This window comes from Pseudomonas sp. P5_B2, from assembly GCF_056400445.1.
This window is the reverse complement of record NZ_JBFULH010000010.1, coordinates 34,501-52,868: the sequence shown is the minus strand read 5'-3', so window position 1 is coordinate 52,868 and position 18,368 is coordinate 34,501. Positions and strand designations below refer to the sequence as shown.

Genomic DNA, 18,368 nt, shown 5'->3' with positions numbered 1-18,368 from the left:
GCACCCAACCGTATCTGCTCGGCGTAACGGTTTTGCTCTGCTCGTTGGCGCCTTCGTTCTGATAGCTGAAGACAACCTTGCCGCCCACCGCACTGAAGCGTTGCGGCGCACTCAAGCTGAAACTCGCCGCGCCACGGTCGATGAGGATTTCCTTGGTGGTCCTGACCCGATACGCCGCGCCATCGCTCGCAAAAACGGTGAGCAAGTAGCGGCTCGGTTTCTCGGCGGCTGGCAAATCGAGGATAGCGTTGCCCTTAGCGTCAGTGGTCAGTTCGGTACTGGTCAGCTCCACCGGGAATTGCCCGAGGTATTGCAGTTCGTTGTCGACCATCGACAATTGTTGGGCGCGCAGGCTCAGGCTCAATTTGGCATTGGCCACTGGTTTACCGTCCGGGTATAGCAACACCAGGCTGCCCTTCACCGGCTCACCCGTGCGGTAATCCTGCTTGGCCAGGTTCAGCGAGATTTCGAAGTGCGGTTTGATGTATTCAGCCACGCGGAACGCGCTGCTGTAGGCCTGATCCTTGTAGCTGAAACGCAGTTCATAACCGCCTGCCACGGCGTTGTCCGGCAACTGGAAACGGCCTTGGGTACCCGCCTTGGAATCGAGCTTCAACGCCAGCGATTGCAGCGCCGTGCCGGTGGCATCGAGCACGGTCACGTTTACGTCGGCAGCGCTCGGCGCCACCGAATCCCGGGCGTTCCTGAACTMACGACCGACGATTTTCAGCGACACCCAATCCCCCGGCCGATACAGCGGCCGGTCGGTGAAGGCATAGAGTTTGGTGTCGTAGATTTCGCTGTCGTAATAGAAATTTTCGGAGACAAACACCCCGCCCTCTTCGTCCTCGCCAATCACGAACGAACGCTCGGGGCTGACGTGTTTCAGCCGCAGCAAACCATCGGTATCGGTGGTGCCGCTGCTCATCACGCCAAGGCCATCGGTCCACAGCACATTCACTTTCGGCACCGAACTGCCTTCGTGTTTGCGTGCGGCCCAGACCACCAGTTCATCGCCGGCGATTTTGCTCACGGCCACGGTGTTCGAGACAAAGACCATGGTCGTCGCGCGGTACTTGCCGATCAGTGCTTCCACCAGGTACAGACCCGGCTTCAGGTTGCCCAACGGGATGTACACATTGCCCGGCGCAACACTGACGAACTCACTGGAAGAGCCTACGAGGTTCACACCTTCAGGCGGCTGGATCGGCTTGGCCTGCCACAGCGGATAGCGAAATTGACTGACCACCGGCAGACCCGGAATCAGTGCGAATTGCGGCTGAGCGTCGTAAGGCGTTGGCGCGGCCATAGCGGTACCCATCTTCAGTTCCGGCACTGCCTCGGTGACTTGTTGGCGGGACTGGAAGGAAAACGCCCGCTGCATCACTCGACGGGATTTGCGGTACCAGTTGTCCCACAGGTACGCGAGGGTATTCGACAGGGCTTCGCCCTTGAACTGGCCATCGCTGACCACGCGGTGCAGGTTCTTCTGGCGCTTGAGAAAATCCAGCGGCTTGTCGATGCGGTACACGCGAATGTCTGCGCCACCGTAAGGCTCCATACGGAACCGGCGATAGTCACGGCCCGGCGCTTCGAGGCGCACCATCGCCTGTTCGTCGCTGGCGAAGCTGCTGTCGGCCAGCAGGAAAAAGCTTTCACCGGCCACCGGCGTATAGCCGCTCGGCTCGACGGTGTCTTCGGCGTTGACCGCCGAAAACGGCAGCACCAAAACCAACAACAGAGGCAGAAAACGCAACATGCGGGCACCGATCATTGGGAGAGAAAGTTCAGTCGATAGACGCCGATGAAGTTGGGGTTGGCTGCGTCGGGTATCCATCGGGTGTCCTTCCATGTCATGAGTTGCTGCAGGCTTGCCGAACGCATGCCGTTGTCGGTGGGGGTGGTGGTGCCGGTGTGATAGGCGATATTGCGGCCCATCCAGATCATCAGGTGCTGGTCCTCGCCCTGATCGAAAAACATCAGGTCGCCGGGCCGCGCTTGCGCCACGTCTCGACTCACCAGATGGCTGTTGAACTGAATCAGTTTGATCGCATTGACGTACGGCCCGACTTTGCCGCCGCCCTGCTGCCATTGCTGGGCGAGGCCGCGTTGGGCTTCGCTCAATTGCAGTTCCGGCGGCAGGTAGCGATTGGACAGGCCGTTGCTGCGCAGCCATTTGTCGTCATGGACTCTCAGCGCTTCGTTGGCGGCGAACCGCACCAATCCGGCGCAGTCCTGCTGATACCAGCGCGGGCTCGGGCCTTGGGTCAGTTGTTCCTGGGCGATGCGCACGAACCAGGCGCGGAACACCTGGGATTGCTGCACATCGAGCGGTGGCGCCTCAGTGGCGAATGCGCGACCGCCCAGCAACATGGCCAGCAAGCCGAGGCCTCGGATGAGTGCGGTCACAGGGCTTTCCATTCCAGCGGCAGCCATTGCCAATGGCCGTCGGGCTCGCTGCCTTCAGGCAAGGTCAGGGCGTATTTGCCGTAGCCGCCGAGCTTGCGCAGTTTCGGGATCAGGTAGGTTTGCGCGGCGTTGTAAAACACCGGTTCCATGTCCTGCGGCAGGCTGTCGAGGGCTTCCTGTTGCATCAGTTGCGCCATGGACTCCGGGCCGAAGTAGACCGGCATCAGCAGGTCTTTAGGCACCACATCGGCCATTGGTGGGAAGCGTTTGTCGAGGGTGCCGAGGGCCTTGTCCACGAGCTTGTCGTCGAGGGAGAACAGAAGCGTCGAGCCGTGACGCGCCAGGCTGACTTTCATGAAAGCCTTGCCGGAAATCGCGTCCGGGTCTTCAGCTTCCTTGGCTTTGTAGGGGCCGAAGTTGGAGCTGACCTGACGCTGCCACTGGTGGGTTGGGCCATCCTGATTCTCGATCACCGGGAACGCGTGTTCTTCGACATTCGGTTCATAGGCACCGACCATCGAGCCGAACAAATTACCGAGGTCGCCGTCGAGCTTGGCGCTGTCATCGTCGTTGAGGCTGGCCACCAGCAACGGTGTGTAAAGGCGCGAATCGGCGTACCAGCACAGGCCCGCCGCACCGGCCATACGTTCGGTCAGGGCTTGGGCCACGGTTTCTTCGGCGCCTAGTTTCACCAACAACGGTTTCTGTTGTTCGGCGGCGAGCGGTAAGGCTACGCAAGCGCTGGCGCCCATCGGCATGGCTTGCCAGATCGGTTTGAAATCAAAGTCCGGCTGATCTTCCAGTTCGTCCATGGCGAGGAAGCTGTGCCAACCCTTGTCATCCATGTCGAAGCGCAGCCCGGCGAAGTTCGGGATGAAGCGCTGGTAACCCATGGCCAGAACGCTGGAGTTCACCGAGAGACGTTGTTTCACTTCCGGTGTCCGCGGTGGCAGACCGAAGGCTTCGGGGAACAGTTTGTCGCCACTGAGCAACGCAGCGATAGCCGTGGTCGAGACACTGCCGTGCTCATCGGTCGGGCCGTTGCCGGTGTCGTAGAGTTTGGCGGGATTGGACAGCACCACCAGTTTGTCGCCATGGGAGGCGAACACCAGCGCTTTGCTGTTGTTGTAGGTGAGCTGATAAAGCGCCACGTCGTCGGCGCCGACCTTCACATCGCTGAGCTTGGTCAGCTGCGAATCATCCAGCGCCACTTTGGCCAGCGGCTCCAGGACCTTGGCCAACCCGCCGCGATCCATCACCAGCAGGAAATCCTTGAGCCGGCCATCCGCCCCGCGCCACAGCGCCACGTCGGCCGGTTGATCGAACAGCTGCTCGATCAGGCTGTCCTGCAATTTCAGGTCATGCTCGTAAATGATCCGCCGCAGACTGCCGATCAAGCCGAGGCGATCGACATGGGCTTCGTAATAGAAGACGAAATCTTCAGTCAGGGTTTCCTTTAGAAACGGCACCGCCAGCAAATCCTTGGGCAATTGGCTCAAGGAATGGGTTTCGAGCAGACCGTCGGGCCGGCTCATGCCCAGTTTGTCGCTGGCCAACACCGCCGGTGGCACTTTGGGTTTGTGCATGAACCACCCCAACCCACCCGCCACGCCAGCCACCAGGCACAGCCCGACCAGCAGTGCTGGCCAACGGCGAGACGTTTTGACAGCAGGTGTTTCAGCGGCCGGGGAAACAGTCTTTTCACTCATGTTCACAACGCCCAATTCATCCGTGGTGCGGGATGCTTAATAGTTGAAAGTCTTGACCAGCAGCAGGTCACCGATTGCGCGCAGGGGCACGATGAAGGTCTCGCGTTTTTCGTCGACGGTGTTTTCGTTGAGCACCAGATTGATTTGCGAGGTGATGACCTCGTTCTGGTTGCTGGCCTCCTCGAAGTTATAGCCGCCGCTGCCGAAGTTGCCCCAATAGTTCACGTAAACCAGATAGGTGCCATGCAACGGCGCGGTCATGGTGAACATTTCCGGGCCGGGGCCATCGACGCCATCCGGGTCCAGGCCTCCACCGTTGGTCAGCGCCGAGTGCGCCCAAAATGCATGCTGGCCGTCAGGGGTAATGATGTGCAGGTCGAGTTCGGCTTTCGGGTCGTCCCAACCCAGCGCCACGCGAATCCGTGCCGGCGTGCGCAGGTTGTTGGCTTCATAGAATTGAACGCTTTTGAGCGACAGGCCTTCGGCGCTACGCACTTCGACGCTGTTGGAGCCGGCGCCAAAGGCATACGGCCGGGCGAAACGCCCTTGGTCGTCGGAATACAGATTCAGTGGATTTCCGTTGACCGCCAGCGTGTGCGGCCCGCGTTGAGTGCCGATGGCCTTGAGCTGGCCTTCGATCATTGTGCGATTACGCTGCACGCCCCGGTCGATGGGCGGTGTGGGATAGGCAACTTGCGGGTTTTCGCTGCGGTCGAGCAGGCCACTATAGCGCCAGCCACCGAGCGGCTCCGAGAGCTCAGCCGTCGGTTCGGCCCTGGCAGCGGTCGCGCAGACCAACCCCATCGCCAGCAAAAGAAATGAGCGCATGTGATGCCTCCTGCCATGCATAACGAAACCTTGCGCCCGATCCTCGGCGCGTTACAGATCCAAATACTGCGTTTCGTCAGAAAGACCCGGTGACTGGTGGGTCCTGTAAGGCGCGAGGGTAGCGATTTGATGAATTTTAAACAATCGGATCCATCTTGATTTGCGGTGGGAGTCACGAACACATGGATCTGTGAGCCGAATAGATGTCTTATTCGGCTCACAAAATGAGCCGAATAAGACTATTATTCGGCTCATTCTCTCTGGAGTTATCCGTGGTCATGACACCTCACTGGATTTGGCAACAGCCTGACTGGCCGAATTTCACTTGGCAATCCGAACGCCTGACGCCGCTATTGCGTGAGTGCGTGCAGGCTCAAGGTCGATTGATGGGCATGGCCAGTTCTGTGGGTAACTCACTCAGTGCGCAGAACGAACTGGATGCGTTACTACAGAACATCGTGACGTCTTCAGCTATCGAGGGGGAACAGTTGAATGTTGGCTCGGTCCGATCTTCGCTGGCACGACGTCTGGGTTTGGAGGTGGTCGATGGCGATAAAGTCAGCCAACGCAGCGAAGGGCTCGCGCAGTTAATGCTTGATGCGACTCAGCATTTTGCGCACACGCTGACAGTGGATCGGTTGCTGAAATGGCACAAGTGGCTGTTTCCGGATCAGGACATGAACTTCGCCGCCCGGTCGATTCATGTCGGCGGATTGCGCGGCGATGAGCCGATGCAGGTGGTGTCCGGAAGACTCGACAAACCGATCATCCACTTCGAGGCACCACCACGCCTTGGCCTTGAACAACAGCTCGATACTTTTCTCGCCTGGTTTGAAAGCAGCCAGAGACAGAGTGGGCTCGACCCATTGCTGCGAGCCGGTATCGCGCACTTCTGGTTCGTCACCCTGCACCCCTTTGACGACGGCAACGGTCGCCTTACGCGAACCATCACCGATCTGGCGCTGGCTCAGGGTGAAGCTCAGGCGATCCGTTTCTACGCCATGTCGGCGAACATCCTTGAGGATCGCTCCGGTTATTACCGAGTGCTGGAAACCAGCCAGAAAAGCTCCACGGACATTACCGAGTGGCTGGAATGGTTCCTGCAAACCTTGCTGCGCAGCTTGCAGCAGGCCATGACGCGAATTGAAGCGGTACTGGGCAAGGCGCGCTTCTGGCAGGCGCATCGGGACGCAAAACTGTCCGCCGAACAGATCAAGGTACTGAATCGCTTGCTGGACGGCGGGGAGCGAGGTTTCGAGAACGGCATCAGCGCGGCTCAATATCAAGCTGTGGCGAAAGTATCGAAAGCCACCGCGACCCGTCATTTGGTTGAGTTGCTGGAGAAAGGTTGCCTGCAACGCCTGCCCGGGGGTGGGCGTAGTACCCGCTATCAAGTCCGCTATCCGGATGACTCAATGCTATAAACAGCCACCCCCAAAACCTGTGGCGAGGGGGCTTGTCGGACCGCCGCATCGCCCCGTTCGGCTGCGAAGCAGAAGTAGATAGCTGAATGCTGTGTGCCAGACAAAATACAGTGGGTCTGGGGTCGCTTCGCGACCCAACGGGGGCAAGCCCCCTCACCACAGGCAGGTCCTCTAGCCACAGGGATCGCGCTCACACCCGAAAGTCATTAGCCGAAACACCCGGCTCATTTGCCCATCCCCCCCATGTCTGCTAGTGTCGCGCCGGTTTAACGTCAACCGGAAATAGCCGCCATGGCCCGCAAAAAAGCTGCACTGGATTTCGAACAATCGCTCGCTGACCTGCAAACGCTGGTGGAGCGTCTGGAGAACGGCGAACTGTCGCTGGAAGACTCGCTGACGGCTTTCGAGCAAGGCATCGGGCTGACTCGTGATTGCCAGGCGGCGCTGGCCCAGGCCGAGCAGAAGGTTCAAGTGCTGCTCGAGCGTGATGGCGAGTTGGCCGAGGAACCCTTCGACGCGGATCAGCCAGAATGATTGCAGCGTATTCGGCGACCAGCCAGGCCCGCGTCAATGCGGCATTGGAAACCCTGTTCAACGCACCGAGTCCTGAACTTGCCCGTCTCTATGAAGCCATGCGCTACAGCGTGATGAATGGCGGCAAGCGCGTACGACCGTTGCTGGCTTATGCCGCCTGTGAAGCGTTGGGCGGCAAGGCTGAGCAAGCCAACGGCGCGGCCTGCGCGGTGGAGCTGATTCACGCCTATTCCCTGGTACACGACGATTTGCCAGCCATGGACGACGACGATCTGCGTCGCGGACAGCCGACGACTCACAAAAAATTCGATGAAGCCTGCGCAATTCTTGCCGGTGACGGCTTGCAGAGCCTGGCGTTCAGCGCCTTGCTCGATCCTCGACTGAACGGGGCGGACGCTGAGATCCGCCTGCAGATGGTCAGCGCCCTGGCCGTTGCGGCAGGCCCGGCGGGCATGGTCGGCGGTCAAGCCATCGACCTCGGCTCCGTCGGCCTGAAGCTCGATCAAACCGCCCTTGAATACATGCACCGGCACAAGACCGGCGCATTGATCGAGGTCAGCGTCAAACTCGGCGCCTTGGCCAGCGGTCACGCGGGAACGGACGAGCTGAAAGCCTTGCAGACCTATGCACAGGCCATTGGTCTGGCGTTTCAGGTGCAGGACGACATTCTCGACGTTGAAAGCGATACCGAAACCCTGGGCAAACGCCAGGGCGCCGACATCGCTCGCGACAAGCCGACCTACCCGGCGCTGCTCGGCCTCGATGCGGCCAAGGCTTACGCCCTGGAACTGCGCGATCAGGCCCTGCACGCGCTGCGACCGTTTGACGCGGCGGCAGAGCCCTTGCGCGATCTGGCCCGCTACATCGTTGATCGACGTAACTGACGGCGTATACGCCAAAAAATACCAACGCGTGGGCAGGGGGCGATGCATCAGGTAAACTGCCGCATCTTTTATACCTATAACGATTCGCCTGATGCCCACGACGTTTCATGAGATTCCCCGCAAGCGCCCGACCACGCCCCTGCTCGACCGTGCCAACACGCCGGACGGCCTGCGCCGGTTAGGCGAAGCCGAGCTGGAAACCCTGGCCGATGAGTTGCGCCTGGAATTGCTCTACACGGTCGGTCAGACCGGTGGGCATTTCGGTGCAGGCCTGGGCGTCATCGAACTGACCATCGCATTGCATTACGTCTTCGACACCCCGGACGACCGGCTGGTGTGGGACGTGGGTCATCAGGCTTATCCGCACAAAATCCTCACCGGCCGTCGCGAGCGCATGGCAACGTTGCGCCAGAAGGACGGCGTCGCGGCCTTCCCGCGCCGTTCCGAGAGCGAGTACGACACCTTCGGCGTCGGCCACTCCAGCACCTCGATCAGCGCCGCGCTGGGCATGGCCATTGCCGCCCGCCTGCAGAACAGTGATCGCAAGGCCATTGCCGTAATCGGCGATGGCGCGCTGACCGCCGGCATGGCGTTCGAGGCGTTGAACCACGCGCCGGAAGTGAACGCCAACATGTTGGTGATCCTCAACGACAACGACATGTCGATTTCGCGCAATGTCGGCGGTTTGTCGAACTACCTGGCGAAAATTCTTTCCAGTCGCACTTACGCAAGCATGCGCGAGGGCAGCAAAAAGGTTCTGTCGCGCCTGCCCGGCGCCTGGGAAATCGCCCGTCGTACCGAAGAATACGCAAAAGGCATGCTGGTTCCCGGCACGCTGTTCGAAGAGCTGGGCTGGAACTACATCGGCCCGATCGATGGTCATGACCTGCCGACCCTGATCGCCACCTTGCGCAACATGCGCGATCTTAAAGGCCCGCAGTTCCTGCACGTCGTCACCAAGAAGGGCAAAGGTTTCGCCCCGGCCGAAGTCGACCCGATCGGCTACCACGCCATCACTAAACTCGAACCGCTGGACGCACCGGCCGCCGCCCCGAAAAAGGCCAGCGGGCCGAAGTATTCCGGTGTGTTCGGCGAATGGCTGTGCGACATGGCCGCTGCTGATCCGCGCTTGGTGGGCATCACCCCGGCGATGAAAGAAGGCTCCGATCTGGTCGCGTTCAGCGAGCGTTTCCCGCTGCGCTACTTCGACGTGGCGATTGCCGAGCAGCACGCCGTGACTTTTGCGGCCGGCATGGCTTGCGAAGGCGCGAAACCGGTGGTGGCGATCTATTCGACGTTCCTGCAGCGAGGCTACGACCAACTGATTCATGACGTCGCGGTGCAAAACCTCGACGTGCTGTTCGCCATCGACCGCGCCGGTCTGGTGGGCGAAGACGGCCCGACTCACGCGGGCAGCTTCGATCTGTCGTTCCTGCGCTGCATCCCCGGCATGCTGGTGATGACCCCGAGCGACGAAAACGAACTGCGTAAAATGCTCACCACCGGCCACCTCTACAACGGCCCGGCTGCGGTGCGCTACCCACGCGGCTCGGGTCCGAATGCGACCATCGAGAAAGACCTGCAACCGATCGAAATCGGCAAAGGCATCATTCGTCGCCAGGGCAGCAAAGTCGCCCTGCTGGTGTTCGGCGTGCAACTGGCCGAAGCATTGAGAGTCGCCGAGACGCTGGATGCGACAGTTGTCGACATGCGTTTCGTCAAACCACTGGATGAAGCGCTGGTTCGCGAAATCGCCGGCAGCCACGAGCTGTTGGTGACCGTCGAAGAAAACGCAATCATGGGCGGTGCCGGCGGCGCGGTCAGCGAATTCCTCGCCCGCGAAAATATCCTCAAGTCGGTGCTGCACCTGGGCTTGCCGGACCTCTACGTCGAACACGCCAAGCCTGCGCAGATGCTGACCGAGTGCGGGCTGGACGAAGCAGGGATCGAAGCGGCGGTGCGTGAGCGCCTCCAGCTACTGAACAACTAACCTACTGGATACACGCAATACCCTGTGGGAACGAGCCTGCTCGCGATAGCGGACTGCCAGTCAACAATTCTTTGACTGACACACCGTCATCGCGAGCAGGCTCGCTCCCACATTGGTTTTTTGTGATCTTCAAATTTTGTTCGCTACAACGCGCCAACGGACTGCCCGATGAAACTCTCCCCCCTCGCCCTGACGCTGACACTGCTGCCGGCCGGTCCACTGCTGGCCGACTCCTTCGAACGCGATCAAGCGCTGAAACTGCCCGATGTGTTGATCACCGCCAACCGTCAGGTCGAAGCGCGCAACGACAGCAGCGCCGCTAATACGGTGTTTACCCGCGAAGACATCGACCGTCTGCAACCGTACAGCATCACCGATTTGCTCAAACGGGTGCCGGGCGTGCAAGTGGCGCAAACCGGCGGGCTCGGCAGTCTGCCGGGGGTTTATATTCGCGGCACCCAGTCGGCGCAAAGCCTGGTGCTGGTGGATGGTCAGCGCATCGGCAATTCGACCTCGGGCGACAGCAATCTGCAACACATCAACATCGAGCAGGTCGAGCGCGTGGAGGTGCTGCGCGGCTCCCGTTCGGTGCTGTATGGCAGTGACGCAATCGGCGGAGTGATTCAAATCTTCACCCGACGCGGCGGCGAACAAGGCCTGCAACCGCGGGTGCACGTGGGATTTGGCAGCAATCAGACTTGGGAACGCAGCTTGGGACTGTCCGGCGGCGATGAGAAAACCCGCTTCAACCTCGGCGCCAGCCTCAATGAAACCGCCGGGATCAATCGCACGCACGAGTCGTATCCCAGCGACAGCGACCATGATGAGTACCGCAATCAATCGGTCAGTTTCAGCCTGAGCCATGCCATCACCGATGACCTGGAAATCGGCGCCAATGTGTTGGATAACCGAGGCAAAAGCGAGTTCGACAACCCGTTTGGCCGCTTTGATCTGGACACTTTCGAGTCAGTCCAGCAGCAGCCTTACAGCGATTTCGAGGTGAGCAGTGTCAGCAGCTATGTCGACGCACGGGTTAACAATGCCTGGAAGACCCGCGTGGAATTCGGCCACAGCGAAAACCGCGAGAAGACCCTCGACAAGCTCAGCGATGAGCGCAGCGTTTTCAACACTTACCGCGACTCGGTGAACTGGCAAAACGACCTGACGCTCACCGAGCGCAACAGCCTGATCTTGGGCGGTGACTGGTACGAAGACCGGATCAACAGCAGCACGCCCTTCGCTGAAGACAGCCGCTGGAACCGCGCCGCCTTTGCTCAGCATCACTACCAGGCGGACAGTTTCTCCACCGAGCTGGGCCTGCGCCGTGACCAGAACCAGCAGTTTGGCGGCCAGAACAGCTGGAGCGGCACCTTCACCCTGCCCCTGAACCCGGACAACGACGTGCTGCTGACGTACAGCGAAGGCTTTCGCGCGCCGACGTTCAATGACTTGTACTACCCGGACTTCAGCAACCCGGACCTGAAACCTGAAACATCGAAAAACTATGAGCTGCAATGGCGTAGCCAGCTGACAGAAACCAGTCGCCTGGAAACTTCGCTGTATCGCATCGATCTTGAAGACGCGATTATTTTCGGCAGTAACTCTCAGCCAGAGAACGTGGCCTCGGCGCGGATCAATGGCTTCGAAGCGGCATTGAAACAGCAATTGTTCGGCTGGCAGAGCAACCTGGGCATAGCGTTCATCGACCCGCGCGACCGCGACACCGGCCACACCCTCGCCCGTCGTGCCCGGCGGACGTTGAGCCTGGACCTGGATCGACAATTTGATCGCCTGGGCCTCGGTGCCAGCTGGCTAGCAGTCAGCAGCAGCTTTGACGACCTGAACAATCAACAACCTTTGGGTGGCTATGGCTTGTTGGGATTGCGCAGCAGCTGGGAGCTCAATCGTGAAATCAAGCTTGAGATGAAGCTCGATAACCTGTTGGATAAAAGTTATAGCCGGGCGATGTACAGCCATGAAGGTAGTCAGTATGGGTATCGAGAAGAAGGTCGGGCATGGTTGTTTGGGGTGACCTGGACCCCGGAGATCTGACCAGAGGACCACGATCGTTCCCACGCTCTGCGTGGGAATGCATCCCGTGACGCTCTGCGTCACATCAAGAGCGGATGCAGAGCGTCCATGGCGGCATTCCCACGCGGAGCGTGGGAACGATCAGTGTGAAGGTGCGATCAACTGGCACAACTTGGCAGTGGCCTCGACCATCTGTCCACTCGGCCGCTCCAGCCCCTTATCCGCCACCAGCAGCAATTGCCCGTGCGCCACCGCCGCCACCTGCGGCCATGCCTTCCACGCATCGAGTTGCGCCTGGTCACTGGCCAGAATTACCTCGGGATTGCGCTGCAACACCGCCTCGATACTGACCTGCGGCGCGGGCAACTTCAGGTCGGCAAACACGTTGCGCGCCCCGCAAACCTCTAGCGCATCGCTGATAATCTGCCCACCACCCACGGTGTACAGCGGCCGGTCCCAGACTTGATAGAACACCCGCAATGGCTCGTCCCGTCGATAACGCTGACGCAGGTCATCCAGCTTTTGGCGCAGGTCGGCAGCCAACTTTACACCTCGTTCGGGCCGACCGAGCTGCATGGCAATCGCTTCCATTTGCACAGCGAGTTGGTCGAGCGTGTGAGGTTCAGCGACGTACGTGGGAATATTCAGGCGCTTGAGCTGCTCACGCTGGGCCGGGCCAACGCTGCCTGGCCAGAGCAGCAGCAAATCGGGTTGTAGGCTGAGCAAACGCTCCATGTCCAACTGACCGTAGCGGCCAACTGAAGGAAGGTGTTCAAGCTCGGCGGGACGTTCACCGGCATCCAGCACACCGACCAGCAGGTCGGCTGAACCCAGTTCGACAACGATTTCAGAGAGGGACGGCGCCAGGCTGACGACCCGTCCGACGGCAGCCGCCGAGCCGCTGACGGCCAGCAGCAGAACCGCCAGCCAGGCTCGATACATCAGCCGAGCTGACGCGGAATACGGTAGAGGTAGAACAGCACCACGGTCGACAGCGCCAGCAGCATCAACGGAACTGCTTCGAGGCCGACGAACACCGCCAGCGCACCAATCCAGGCCGGCAATGCAGCCGCCAGGAACGCGGTACGCCGCTTGGCGGCCAGGGCGATCCAGGCGGCGGGTTCCTCAGGCGTGTCGAGGGCTTTTTGAGTGGCGATCAGGGCGTGCTTGTAACCACCAAAAAATTTCAGGCTGACAAACATCGAGGCCACACCAGCGATGAACAACGGCATCGCCAGCACCGGCACAATCGCATCGCTCTGGCCAAAGACGCCGTTGATCAACAACAGTGGCAACAACGCCAGCGTCAGGTACTGCCACCAATTGAACGACAGTCGCCGCCGAACCTGACCGCGAGTCACGCTCGATCCGCCTCGCCCTGATGCTCGTTGCCCATCATGTGGTCGAGCTTGCTGGCCTTGGTCGCCAGGTAGAGTTTGTTGTGCGGGTTGTGGCCGGTGTGCAGCGGCACACGCTCGGCAACCACGATACCCATGTCGGTCAAGGCTTTGACCTTGCGCGGGTTGTTGGTCATCAGACGCAGGGACTTCACGCCCAGATGCTCAAGCATCGGCAGGCATATGCCGTAATCACGCTGGTCGGCAGCAAAGCCCAGGCGCTCATTGGCCTCAACGGTGTCAGCACCGCCATCCTGCAATTCATAGGCGCGGATCTTGTTCAGCAGGCCAATGCCACGGCCTTCCTGACGCAGGTACAGCAACACGCCACGGCCTTCACGGGCGATGGCTTGCAAGGCGGCTTCAAGTTGCGAGCCGCAATCACAGCGCTGGCTGAACAAGGCATCGCCTGTCAGGCATTCGGAGTGCAACCGGCCGAGTACCGGGGCACCGTCGGCAATCTCACCCAGGCTCAGCACCACGTGCTCGCGGCCGGTAGCTTCATCGAGAAAGCCATGCATGGTGAATTGCGCAAAAGGCGTTGGCAGCTTGGAAGCGGCGACAAAAACGACAGGCACCGGTGTGCTCCTGATCAATAAGTGCTGGAGATTCGCAGACGCGGCATTGTAACAGCAGGTTCCTACGGACGCTTAGGCTGAATTATGGGGCATAACGATCAAAATGTTAGATCTCAAGCACCTGATGCCCGGTGTGCGCACGCTCTGTAGGAGCTGGCGAAGCCTGCTGCTACACGTTTAACATTCAGTTTGAGTCGAACGGGTAGGGCTGTTTCCAGCGTTCAAAGATCGGTTTCAGCGTGCCGTTTTTCACCAACAGTTCCATGCGTTGATCGAACAGCGCCATCAAGGCGCGAGCCTTCGGGTTATCGGCGAAGCACAGGTACAGCGGCAATTCGGCGATGTGCGTGCGACGGAACGGGGAAGGATCCTTGGCTCGTTTGACGATGTAATCGATTTCGGTCAGTGCGTCGATGTAAAAGTCGGCCCGGTTGTGGGTCAGCATCGACAAAATGCCGGTGCGCCGCACGACCTCGTTATAGCGCTGCACATTGGGCAGGTACTTCTGGTACTCGTAACCGCGGACCCAGGCCAGTCGGTAGTTGCCGAGTGTTTCCGGGGTCGGTGCCGGATTACTGGCCAGGCCCAAGGCGTAGATGTGATCGGTATCGTAATTCCATCGTGGATAAAGCACATCGCTGGCCTCGTCACGGTAAGAACCGACACAGGCATCCACTTCACCGCGTTGGGCCAGGCCCACGGCACGGGTGTAGGGTTCGACGCGCAAGTCCAGTTTGACCCCGGCCGGTTCGAAGATAGCCCGCAGCACATCCCAGCCCAGGCCGTGGCCATCGGCGGCGGTGTAGTCTTCCCACTCTTCGCTGGCCAGATGAATCACAGTCGGCGGCGCCGTATCCCCCGCTTGAACGAGCGAGCAAAACATGGCGAAAACCATCACAGCCAACCAATGCCGAGCCATCCTAGTCCCCTGCTTCGCCCATCAGGCGAAAATCCATACCAACCCTTGCATCGCCAGCCACGCAAATACGCCTGCCAACACATCGTCGAGCATGATCCCGACGCCACCATGGACATGCCGGTCGATCCAGTGAATCGGCCAGGGCTTGAGAATGTCAAAGAAGCGGAATACCAGGAAACCCGCCAACAACCAGTACCAACCTTCCGGTACCAGCCACAGGGTGATCCACATCCCGACCATTTCGTCCCAGACGATGCCCTCGTGGTCGTGCACGCGCAAATCGTCGGCCACTTTGCCGCACAGCCAGAAGCCGAACAGCATGGTGATGCCAAGCATCAGCCAGTAACCCCAGTCGGGCAGCATTTGCCACAACGGGATAAAGGGTAGCGCAACTAACGAACCCCAGGTGCCCGGTGCTTTTGGCAGGGTGCCCGAGCCGAAGCCAAACGCCAGAAAATGCCAGGGATTGCGCCAGACCGATGGCGGTACGAATTCCGCCGGGACCTGTTTGGGATGATCTGTCACGGTGTCTCCCGAAAATGTTGATAGCCCCGGGTTTGCGGGGTGATGTCTTGTCCACCGGCGTCCAGCAGCGATACGCCCTGCCCCGTCACGACACGCCCGACCACCTGAATTGGCCAGCCATCTGCCAGCAGTGACGATAACTCGACGGACGGTAAGGTGAAGGCCAGCACGTAATCGTCGCCGCCGCTCAAGGCTGCCGTTTCGGCAGCGGATTGGCCGAGGAAGGCCACCAACGCCGCTGACACGGGCAGCTTACTCCGCTCAATCTGAATACCGACCTTCGACGCCAGCGCAATGTGCCCGCAGTCGGCGAGCAAGCCGTCGGATATGTCCAGCGCCGAGGTCGCCTTGCCGCGCAATGCCTGGCCCAACGCCAATTGCGGCTGCGGTGACCAGTAATGCGCCAGCAACGGATCGGCGATGGCCGCGTCAGCGGTTCGCTGCCCCAATACCAGCGGCAAAGCCCCTGCCGCGCTGCCCAGTTCACCGCCAACGCAAAGCAAGTCGCCGGGTCGCGCACCGCTACGGGTCAGCGCCTGACCGGCCGGCACACGACCGAACACGGTCATGGTCAGGCTCAATGGCCCCCGAGTGGTATCACCGCCCACCAGCGCCACACCGCAGCGTTGCGCCATGAGGTTTAACCCACGAGCATAGGCTTGCAGCCAATCGGCAGTCACCGTCGGCAAGGTCAGGGCAAGGGTAAAGGCAACAGGAGTGGCGCCCATGGCAGCCAGATCGCTGACTGCTACAGCCAGCGAGCGCTGACCGAGCAGAAACGGGTCGCAGGGGTCTGCGAAATGCACACCGGCAACCAGTGTGTCGGTGGAAATGGCCAACTGCTCCCCAAGGGGAACAGCCAGCAAGGCGCAGTCGTCGCCAATCCCGAGGGCAACGCCTTCGCCGCCTTGCGCACAGGGCGCGGCGGCGAAAAAATTGCGGATCAGCTCAAACTCACCCATCGCGATTGCAAGCGCCGATCAGCGCTTGTACGCCTTCACTTCAGCTTCACGCAGACGCGGGGCCAGTTTGTCGAGCACACCGTTGACGAACTTGTGGCCGTCGGTGGAACCGAAGACTTTTGCCAGTTCGATACCTTCGTTGATCACAACGCGGTACGGCACGTCGACACGCTTGATCAATTCCCAGGTCGACAGGCGCAGAACAGCCAGTTCAACCGGGTCCAGCTCTTCGATCGTAATGTCCAGGCACGGGGCCAGGGCCGTATCGATCTCGGTGCGGTGCGCCGGAACGCCGTGCAGGATTTCGTGGAAGTACGCGGCATCAACATCACTGAAATCATTATCGACCCGGAACTGCGCTTCGATCTCGTTCAAAGACTGCTTGGCCATGTGCCATTGGTACAGCGCCTGAGTCGCGAGCTGACGAGCTTCGCGACGCTTGACGCTTTTCGATGGCTTGCCGGCATCCGCAGGCTTTGGATCGCGCGGGTTGAAACGATCGCTTTCGTCGCTAATCACTTGGCCTCCAACTGCGCCAGCAGGCTGACCATTTCCAGAGCGGACAGGGCAGCTTCGGCACCTTTGTTACCGGCCTTGGTGCCGGAACGTTCGATGGCTTGCTCGATGGAATCAACGGTCAGCACGCCGAAAGCGACGGGAACGCCGAACTCCATGGACACCTGGGCCAGGCCCTTGGTGCATTCGCCCGCCACGTATTCGAAGTGCGGAGTACCGCCACGAATGACCGCGCCCAGCGCGATGATTGCCGCGTATTCGCCCTTCTGAGCGACTTTCTGCGCAACCAGCGGAATTTCGAAGGCGCCAGGAGCGCGGATGATGGTGATGTCGCTTTCGCTTACGCCGTGGCGAACCAGGGCATCCACTGCACCGCTGACCAGACTTTCAACGACGAAGCTGTTGAAACGGCCCACTACCAAAGCGTAGCGGCCTTTAGGGGCGATGAAGGTACCTTCGATGGTCTTCAGGGTCATTCGTTAGATCTCTTAAAGAGCCGGGACGCGTTTTCTACGCGTCCCTCAGTGATTTTTTAGCCGCGAATCAAGGACTGGAAACAACCGGTCATTATTCGGAGGGCACGTATTCTACAACTTCCAGATCGAAACCGGATATCGCATTAAATTTCATTGGCGCACTCATCAGGCGCATTTTGCGTACGCCCAGGTCCCGAAGGATCTGCGAACCGGCACCGACGATGCTGTAGGTGGTCGGTTTTTTCACGGCCGCCTGGTCGGCGGTTTCGCGAATGTGCGCCAGCAACACGTCGCCATCGAGCGGATGACCGAGCAACAGCACCACACCGCTGCCGGCCTCAGCGACCGCAGCCATGGCGGCGCGCAGGCTCCAGCGACCCGGTTGCTTGACCATCAGCAAGTCGCGCAGCGGGTCCATGTTGTGCACGCGAACCAGGGTCGGCTCTTCGGCGCAGACAGTGCCCAGGGTCAGGGCCATGTGCACGTCGCCTTCCACGGAATCACGATAGGTCACCAGGTTGAATTGGCCCAGTTCGCTGTCCAGTGGCTGCTCGGCAATCCGCTGAACGGTACGTTCGTGGATCATCCGGTAGTGGATCAGGTCGGCGATGGTGCCGATCTTGATGTCGTGTTCAGCAGCGAAAGCTTCCAGTTCGGCGCGACGGGACATGGTGCCGTCGTCGTTCATCACTTCGCAGATCACGCCGCTTGGCTCGAAACCGGCCATGCGCGCCAAGTCGCAGGCGGCTTCAGTGTGGCCGGCGCGGGCCAGAGTGCCACCGGCCTGGGCCATCAGCGGGAAGATGTGGCCTGGGCTGACGATGTCTTCGGCCTTGGCGTCTTTGGCAGCCGCCGCTTGCACGGTGCGCGCACGGTCGGCGGCGGAGATGCCGGTGGTCACGCCTTCGGCCGCTTCGATCGACACGGTGAATTTGGTGCCGAACCCGGAACCGTTGCGCGGCGCCATCAATGGCAGCTTCAGCAGTTCGCAGCGCTCGCGGCTCATTGGCATGCAGATCAGGCCACGGGCGTGCTTGGCCATGAAGTTGATGTGCTCGGGCTTGCAGCACTCGGCGGCCATGATCAGGTCGCCTTCGTTCTCGCGGTCTTCGTCATCCATGAGGATGACCATCTTGCCTTGGCGGATGTCTTCAACCAGTTCTTCGATGCTATTGAGCGCCACAAG

General features: G+C 60.3%; 18 protein-coding genes. 5 read left to right on the top strand and 13 right to left on the bottom strand.

Translation table 11 applies throughout. The features are described 5' to 3' along the window. From AC1DRJ_RS02720 to AC1DRJ_RS02705, 4 genes are all read right to left on the bottom strand, one after another. Positions 1 to 1,774, bottom strand: a 1,774-nt coding sequence (locus AC1DRJ_RS02720) for an MG2 domain-containing protein (RefSeq protein WP_477800706.1), incomplete at its 3' end; no start/stop codon positions are given. After that, a complete protein-coding gene (locus tag AC1DRJ_RS02715) occupies positions 1,771 to 2,421 on the bottom strand; it encodes a DUF1175 domain-containing protein (RefSeq protein ID WP_477800703.1) in 651 nt (216 codons plus the stop codon). The genes AC1DRJ_RS02715 and AC1DRJ_RS02720, both read right to left, overlap by 4 nt. Beyond that, positions 2,406 to 4,118, bottom strand: coding sequence for a DUF2138 domain-containing protein (locus AC1DRJ_RS02710; protein ID WP_477800702.1), 1,713 nt, complete (start codon positions 4,116 to 4,118; stop codon positions 2,406 to 2,408). The genes AC1DRJ_RS02715 and AC1DRJ_RS02710 overlap by 16 nt, the downstream gene beginning before the upstream one ends. A 36-nt stretch (positions 4,119 to 4,154) precedes the next feature. Further along, positions 4,155 to 4,946, bottom strand: a complete 792-nt coding sequence (locus tag AC1DRJ_RS02705; protein WP_477800701.1) for a YfaP family protein — start codon at positions 4,944 to 4,946, stop codon at positions 4,155 to 4,157. Between the two features lie 278 nt (positions 4,947 to 5,224). Here AC1DRJ_RS02705 and AC1DRJ_RS02700 point away from each other — a divergent pair, with 278 nt between their 5' ends. From AC1DRJ_RS02700 to AC1DRJ_RS02680, 5 genes are all read left to right on the top strand, one after another. Beyond that, complete coding sequence (locus AC1DRJ_RS02700; RefSeq protein WP_477800705.1) at positions 5,225 to 6,370, top strand: Fic family protein; 1,146 nt, start codon at positions 5,225 to 5,227, stop codon at positions 6,368 to 6,370. Positions 6,371 to 6,661: 291 nt separating this feature from the next. Next, positions 6,662 to 6,904 (top strand): exodeoxyribonuclease VII small subunit, encoded by a 243-nt coding sequence (locus AC1DRJ_RS02695; protein WP_007894317.1) that lies wholly within the window; start codon positions 6,662 to 6,664, stop codon positions 6,902 to 6,904. Then, positions 6,901 to 7,788, top strand: a complete 888-nt coding sequence (gene ispA / locus AC1DRJ_RS02690) for a (2E,6E)-farnesyl diphosphate synthase (protein ID WP_477800700.1) — start codon at positions 6,901 to 6,903, stop codon at positions 7,786 to 7,788. The genes AC1DRJ_RS02695 and ispA overlap by 4 nt, the downstream gene beginning before the upstream one ends. 91 nt (positions 7,789 to 7,879) lie before the next feature. Further along, positions 7,880 to 9,778 carry a 1-deoxy-D-xylulose-5-phosphate synthase gene (gene dxs, locus AC1DRJ_RS02685; RefSeq protein WP_477800699.1) on the top strand — a complete coding sequence of 633 codons (1,899 nt, stop codon included), beginning with the start codon at positions 7,880 to 7,882 and terminating at the stop codon, positions 9,776 to 9,778. A 168-nt stretch (positions 9,779 to 9,946) separates the two neighbouring features. Next, a complete protein-coding gene (locus AC1DRJ_RS02680; RefSeq protein ID WP_477800698.1) occupies positions 9,947 to 11,830 on the top strand; it encodes a TonB-dependent receptor domain-containing protein in 1,884 nt (627 codons plus the stop codon). Positions 11,831 to 11,950: 120 nt separating this feature from the next. Here AC1DRJ_RS02680 and AC1DRJ_RS02675 read toward each other — a convergent pair whose 3' ends face one another. The 9 genes from AC1DRJ_RS02675 to ribBA form a co-directional block, all read right to left on the bottom strand. Further along, on the bottom strand, positions 11,951 to 12,751 hold the full coding sequence (locus AC1DRJ_RS02675; protein WP_477800697.1) for a cobalamin-binding protein: 801 nt from the start codon (positions 12,749 to 12,751) through the stop codon (positions 11,951 to 11,953). Then, positions 12,751 to 13,170 (bottom strand): MFS transporter, encoded by a 420-nt coding sequence (locus AC1DRJ_RS02670; RefSeq protein ID WP_477800696.1) that lies wholly within the window; start codon positions 13,168 to 13,170, stop codon positions 12,751 to 12,753. The genes AC1DRJ_RS02675 and AC1DRJ_RS02670 overlap by 1 nt, the downstream gene beginning before the upstream one ends. After that, a complete protein-coding gene (gene ribA, locus AC1DRJ_RS02665) occupies positions 13,167 to 13,784 on the bottom strand; it encodes a GTP cyclohydrolase II (protein ID WP_477800695.1) in 618 nt (205 codons plus the stop codon). Before ribA ends, AC1DRJ_RS02670 begins: the two co-directional genes overlap by 4 nt. Positions 13,785 to 13,968: 184 nt before the next feature. Beyond that, on the bottom strand, positions 13,969 to 14,703 hold the full coding sequence (locus AC1DRJ_RS02660; RefSeq protein ID WP_477800694.1) for a substrate-binding periplasmic protein: 735 nt from the start codon (positions 14,701 to 14,703) through the stop codon (positions 13,969 to 13,971). Between the two features lie 21 nt (positions 14,704 to 14,724). Beyond that, a complete protein-coding gene (locus AC1DRJ_RS02655) occupies positions 14,725 to 15,228 on the bottom strand; it encodes a phosphatidylglycerophosphatase A family protein (protein ID WP_008033735.1) in 504 nt (167 codons plus the stop codon). Next, the gene (gene thiL / locus AC1DRJ_RS02650) at positions 15,225 to 16,190 is read right to left on the bottom strand and encodes a thiamine-phosphate kinase (protein ID WP_477800693.1); all 966 of its coding nucleotides are present in this window, start codon (positions 16,188 to 16,190) and stop codon (positions 15,225 to 15,227) included. Before thiL ends, AC1DRJ_RS02655 begins: the two co-directional genes overlap by 4 nt. 18 nt (positions 16,191 to 16,208) lie before the next feature. Then, positions 16,209 to 16,709 (bottom strand): transcription antitermination factor NusB, encoded by a 501-nt coding sequence (gene nusB / locus AC1DRJ_RS02645; RefSeq protein ID WP_477800692.1) that lies wholly within the window; start codon positions 16,707 to 16,709, stop codon positions 16,209 to 16,211. Next, positions 16,706 to 17,182 (bottom strand): 6,7-dimethyl-8-ribityllumazine synthase, encoded by a 477-nt coding sequence (gene ribH / locus AC1DRJ_RS02640; protein ID WP_003185938.1) that lies wholly within the window; start codon positions 17,180 to 17,182, stop codon positions 16,706 to 16,708. The genes nusB and ribH overlap by 4 nt, the downstream gene beginning before the upstream one ends. Before the next feature lie 91 nt (positions 17,183 to 17,273). Next, positions 17,274 to 18,365 carry a bifunctional 3,4-dihydroxy-2-butanone-4-phosphate synthase/GTP cyclohydrolase II gene (gene ribBA / locus AC1DRJ_RS02635; RefSeq protein WP_007944233.1) on the bottom strand — a complete coding sequence of 364 codons (1,092 nt, stop codon included), beginning with the start codon at positions 18,363 to 18,365 and terminating at the stop codon, positions 17,274 to 17,276. Positions 18,366 to 18,368: the final 3 nt, after the last annotated feature.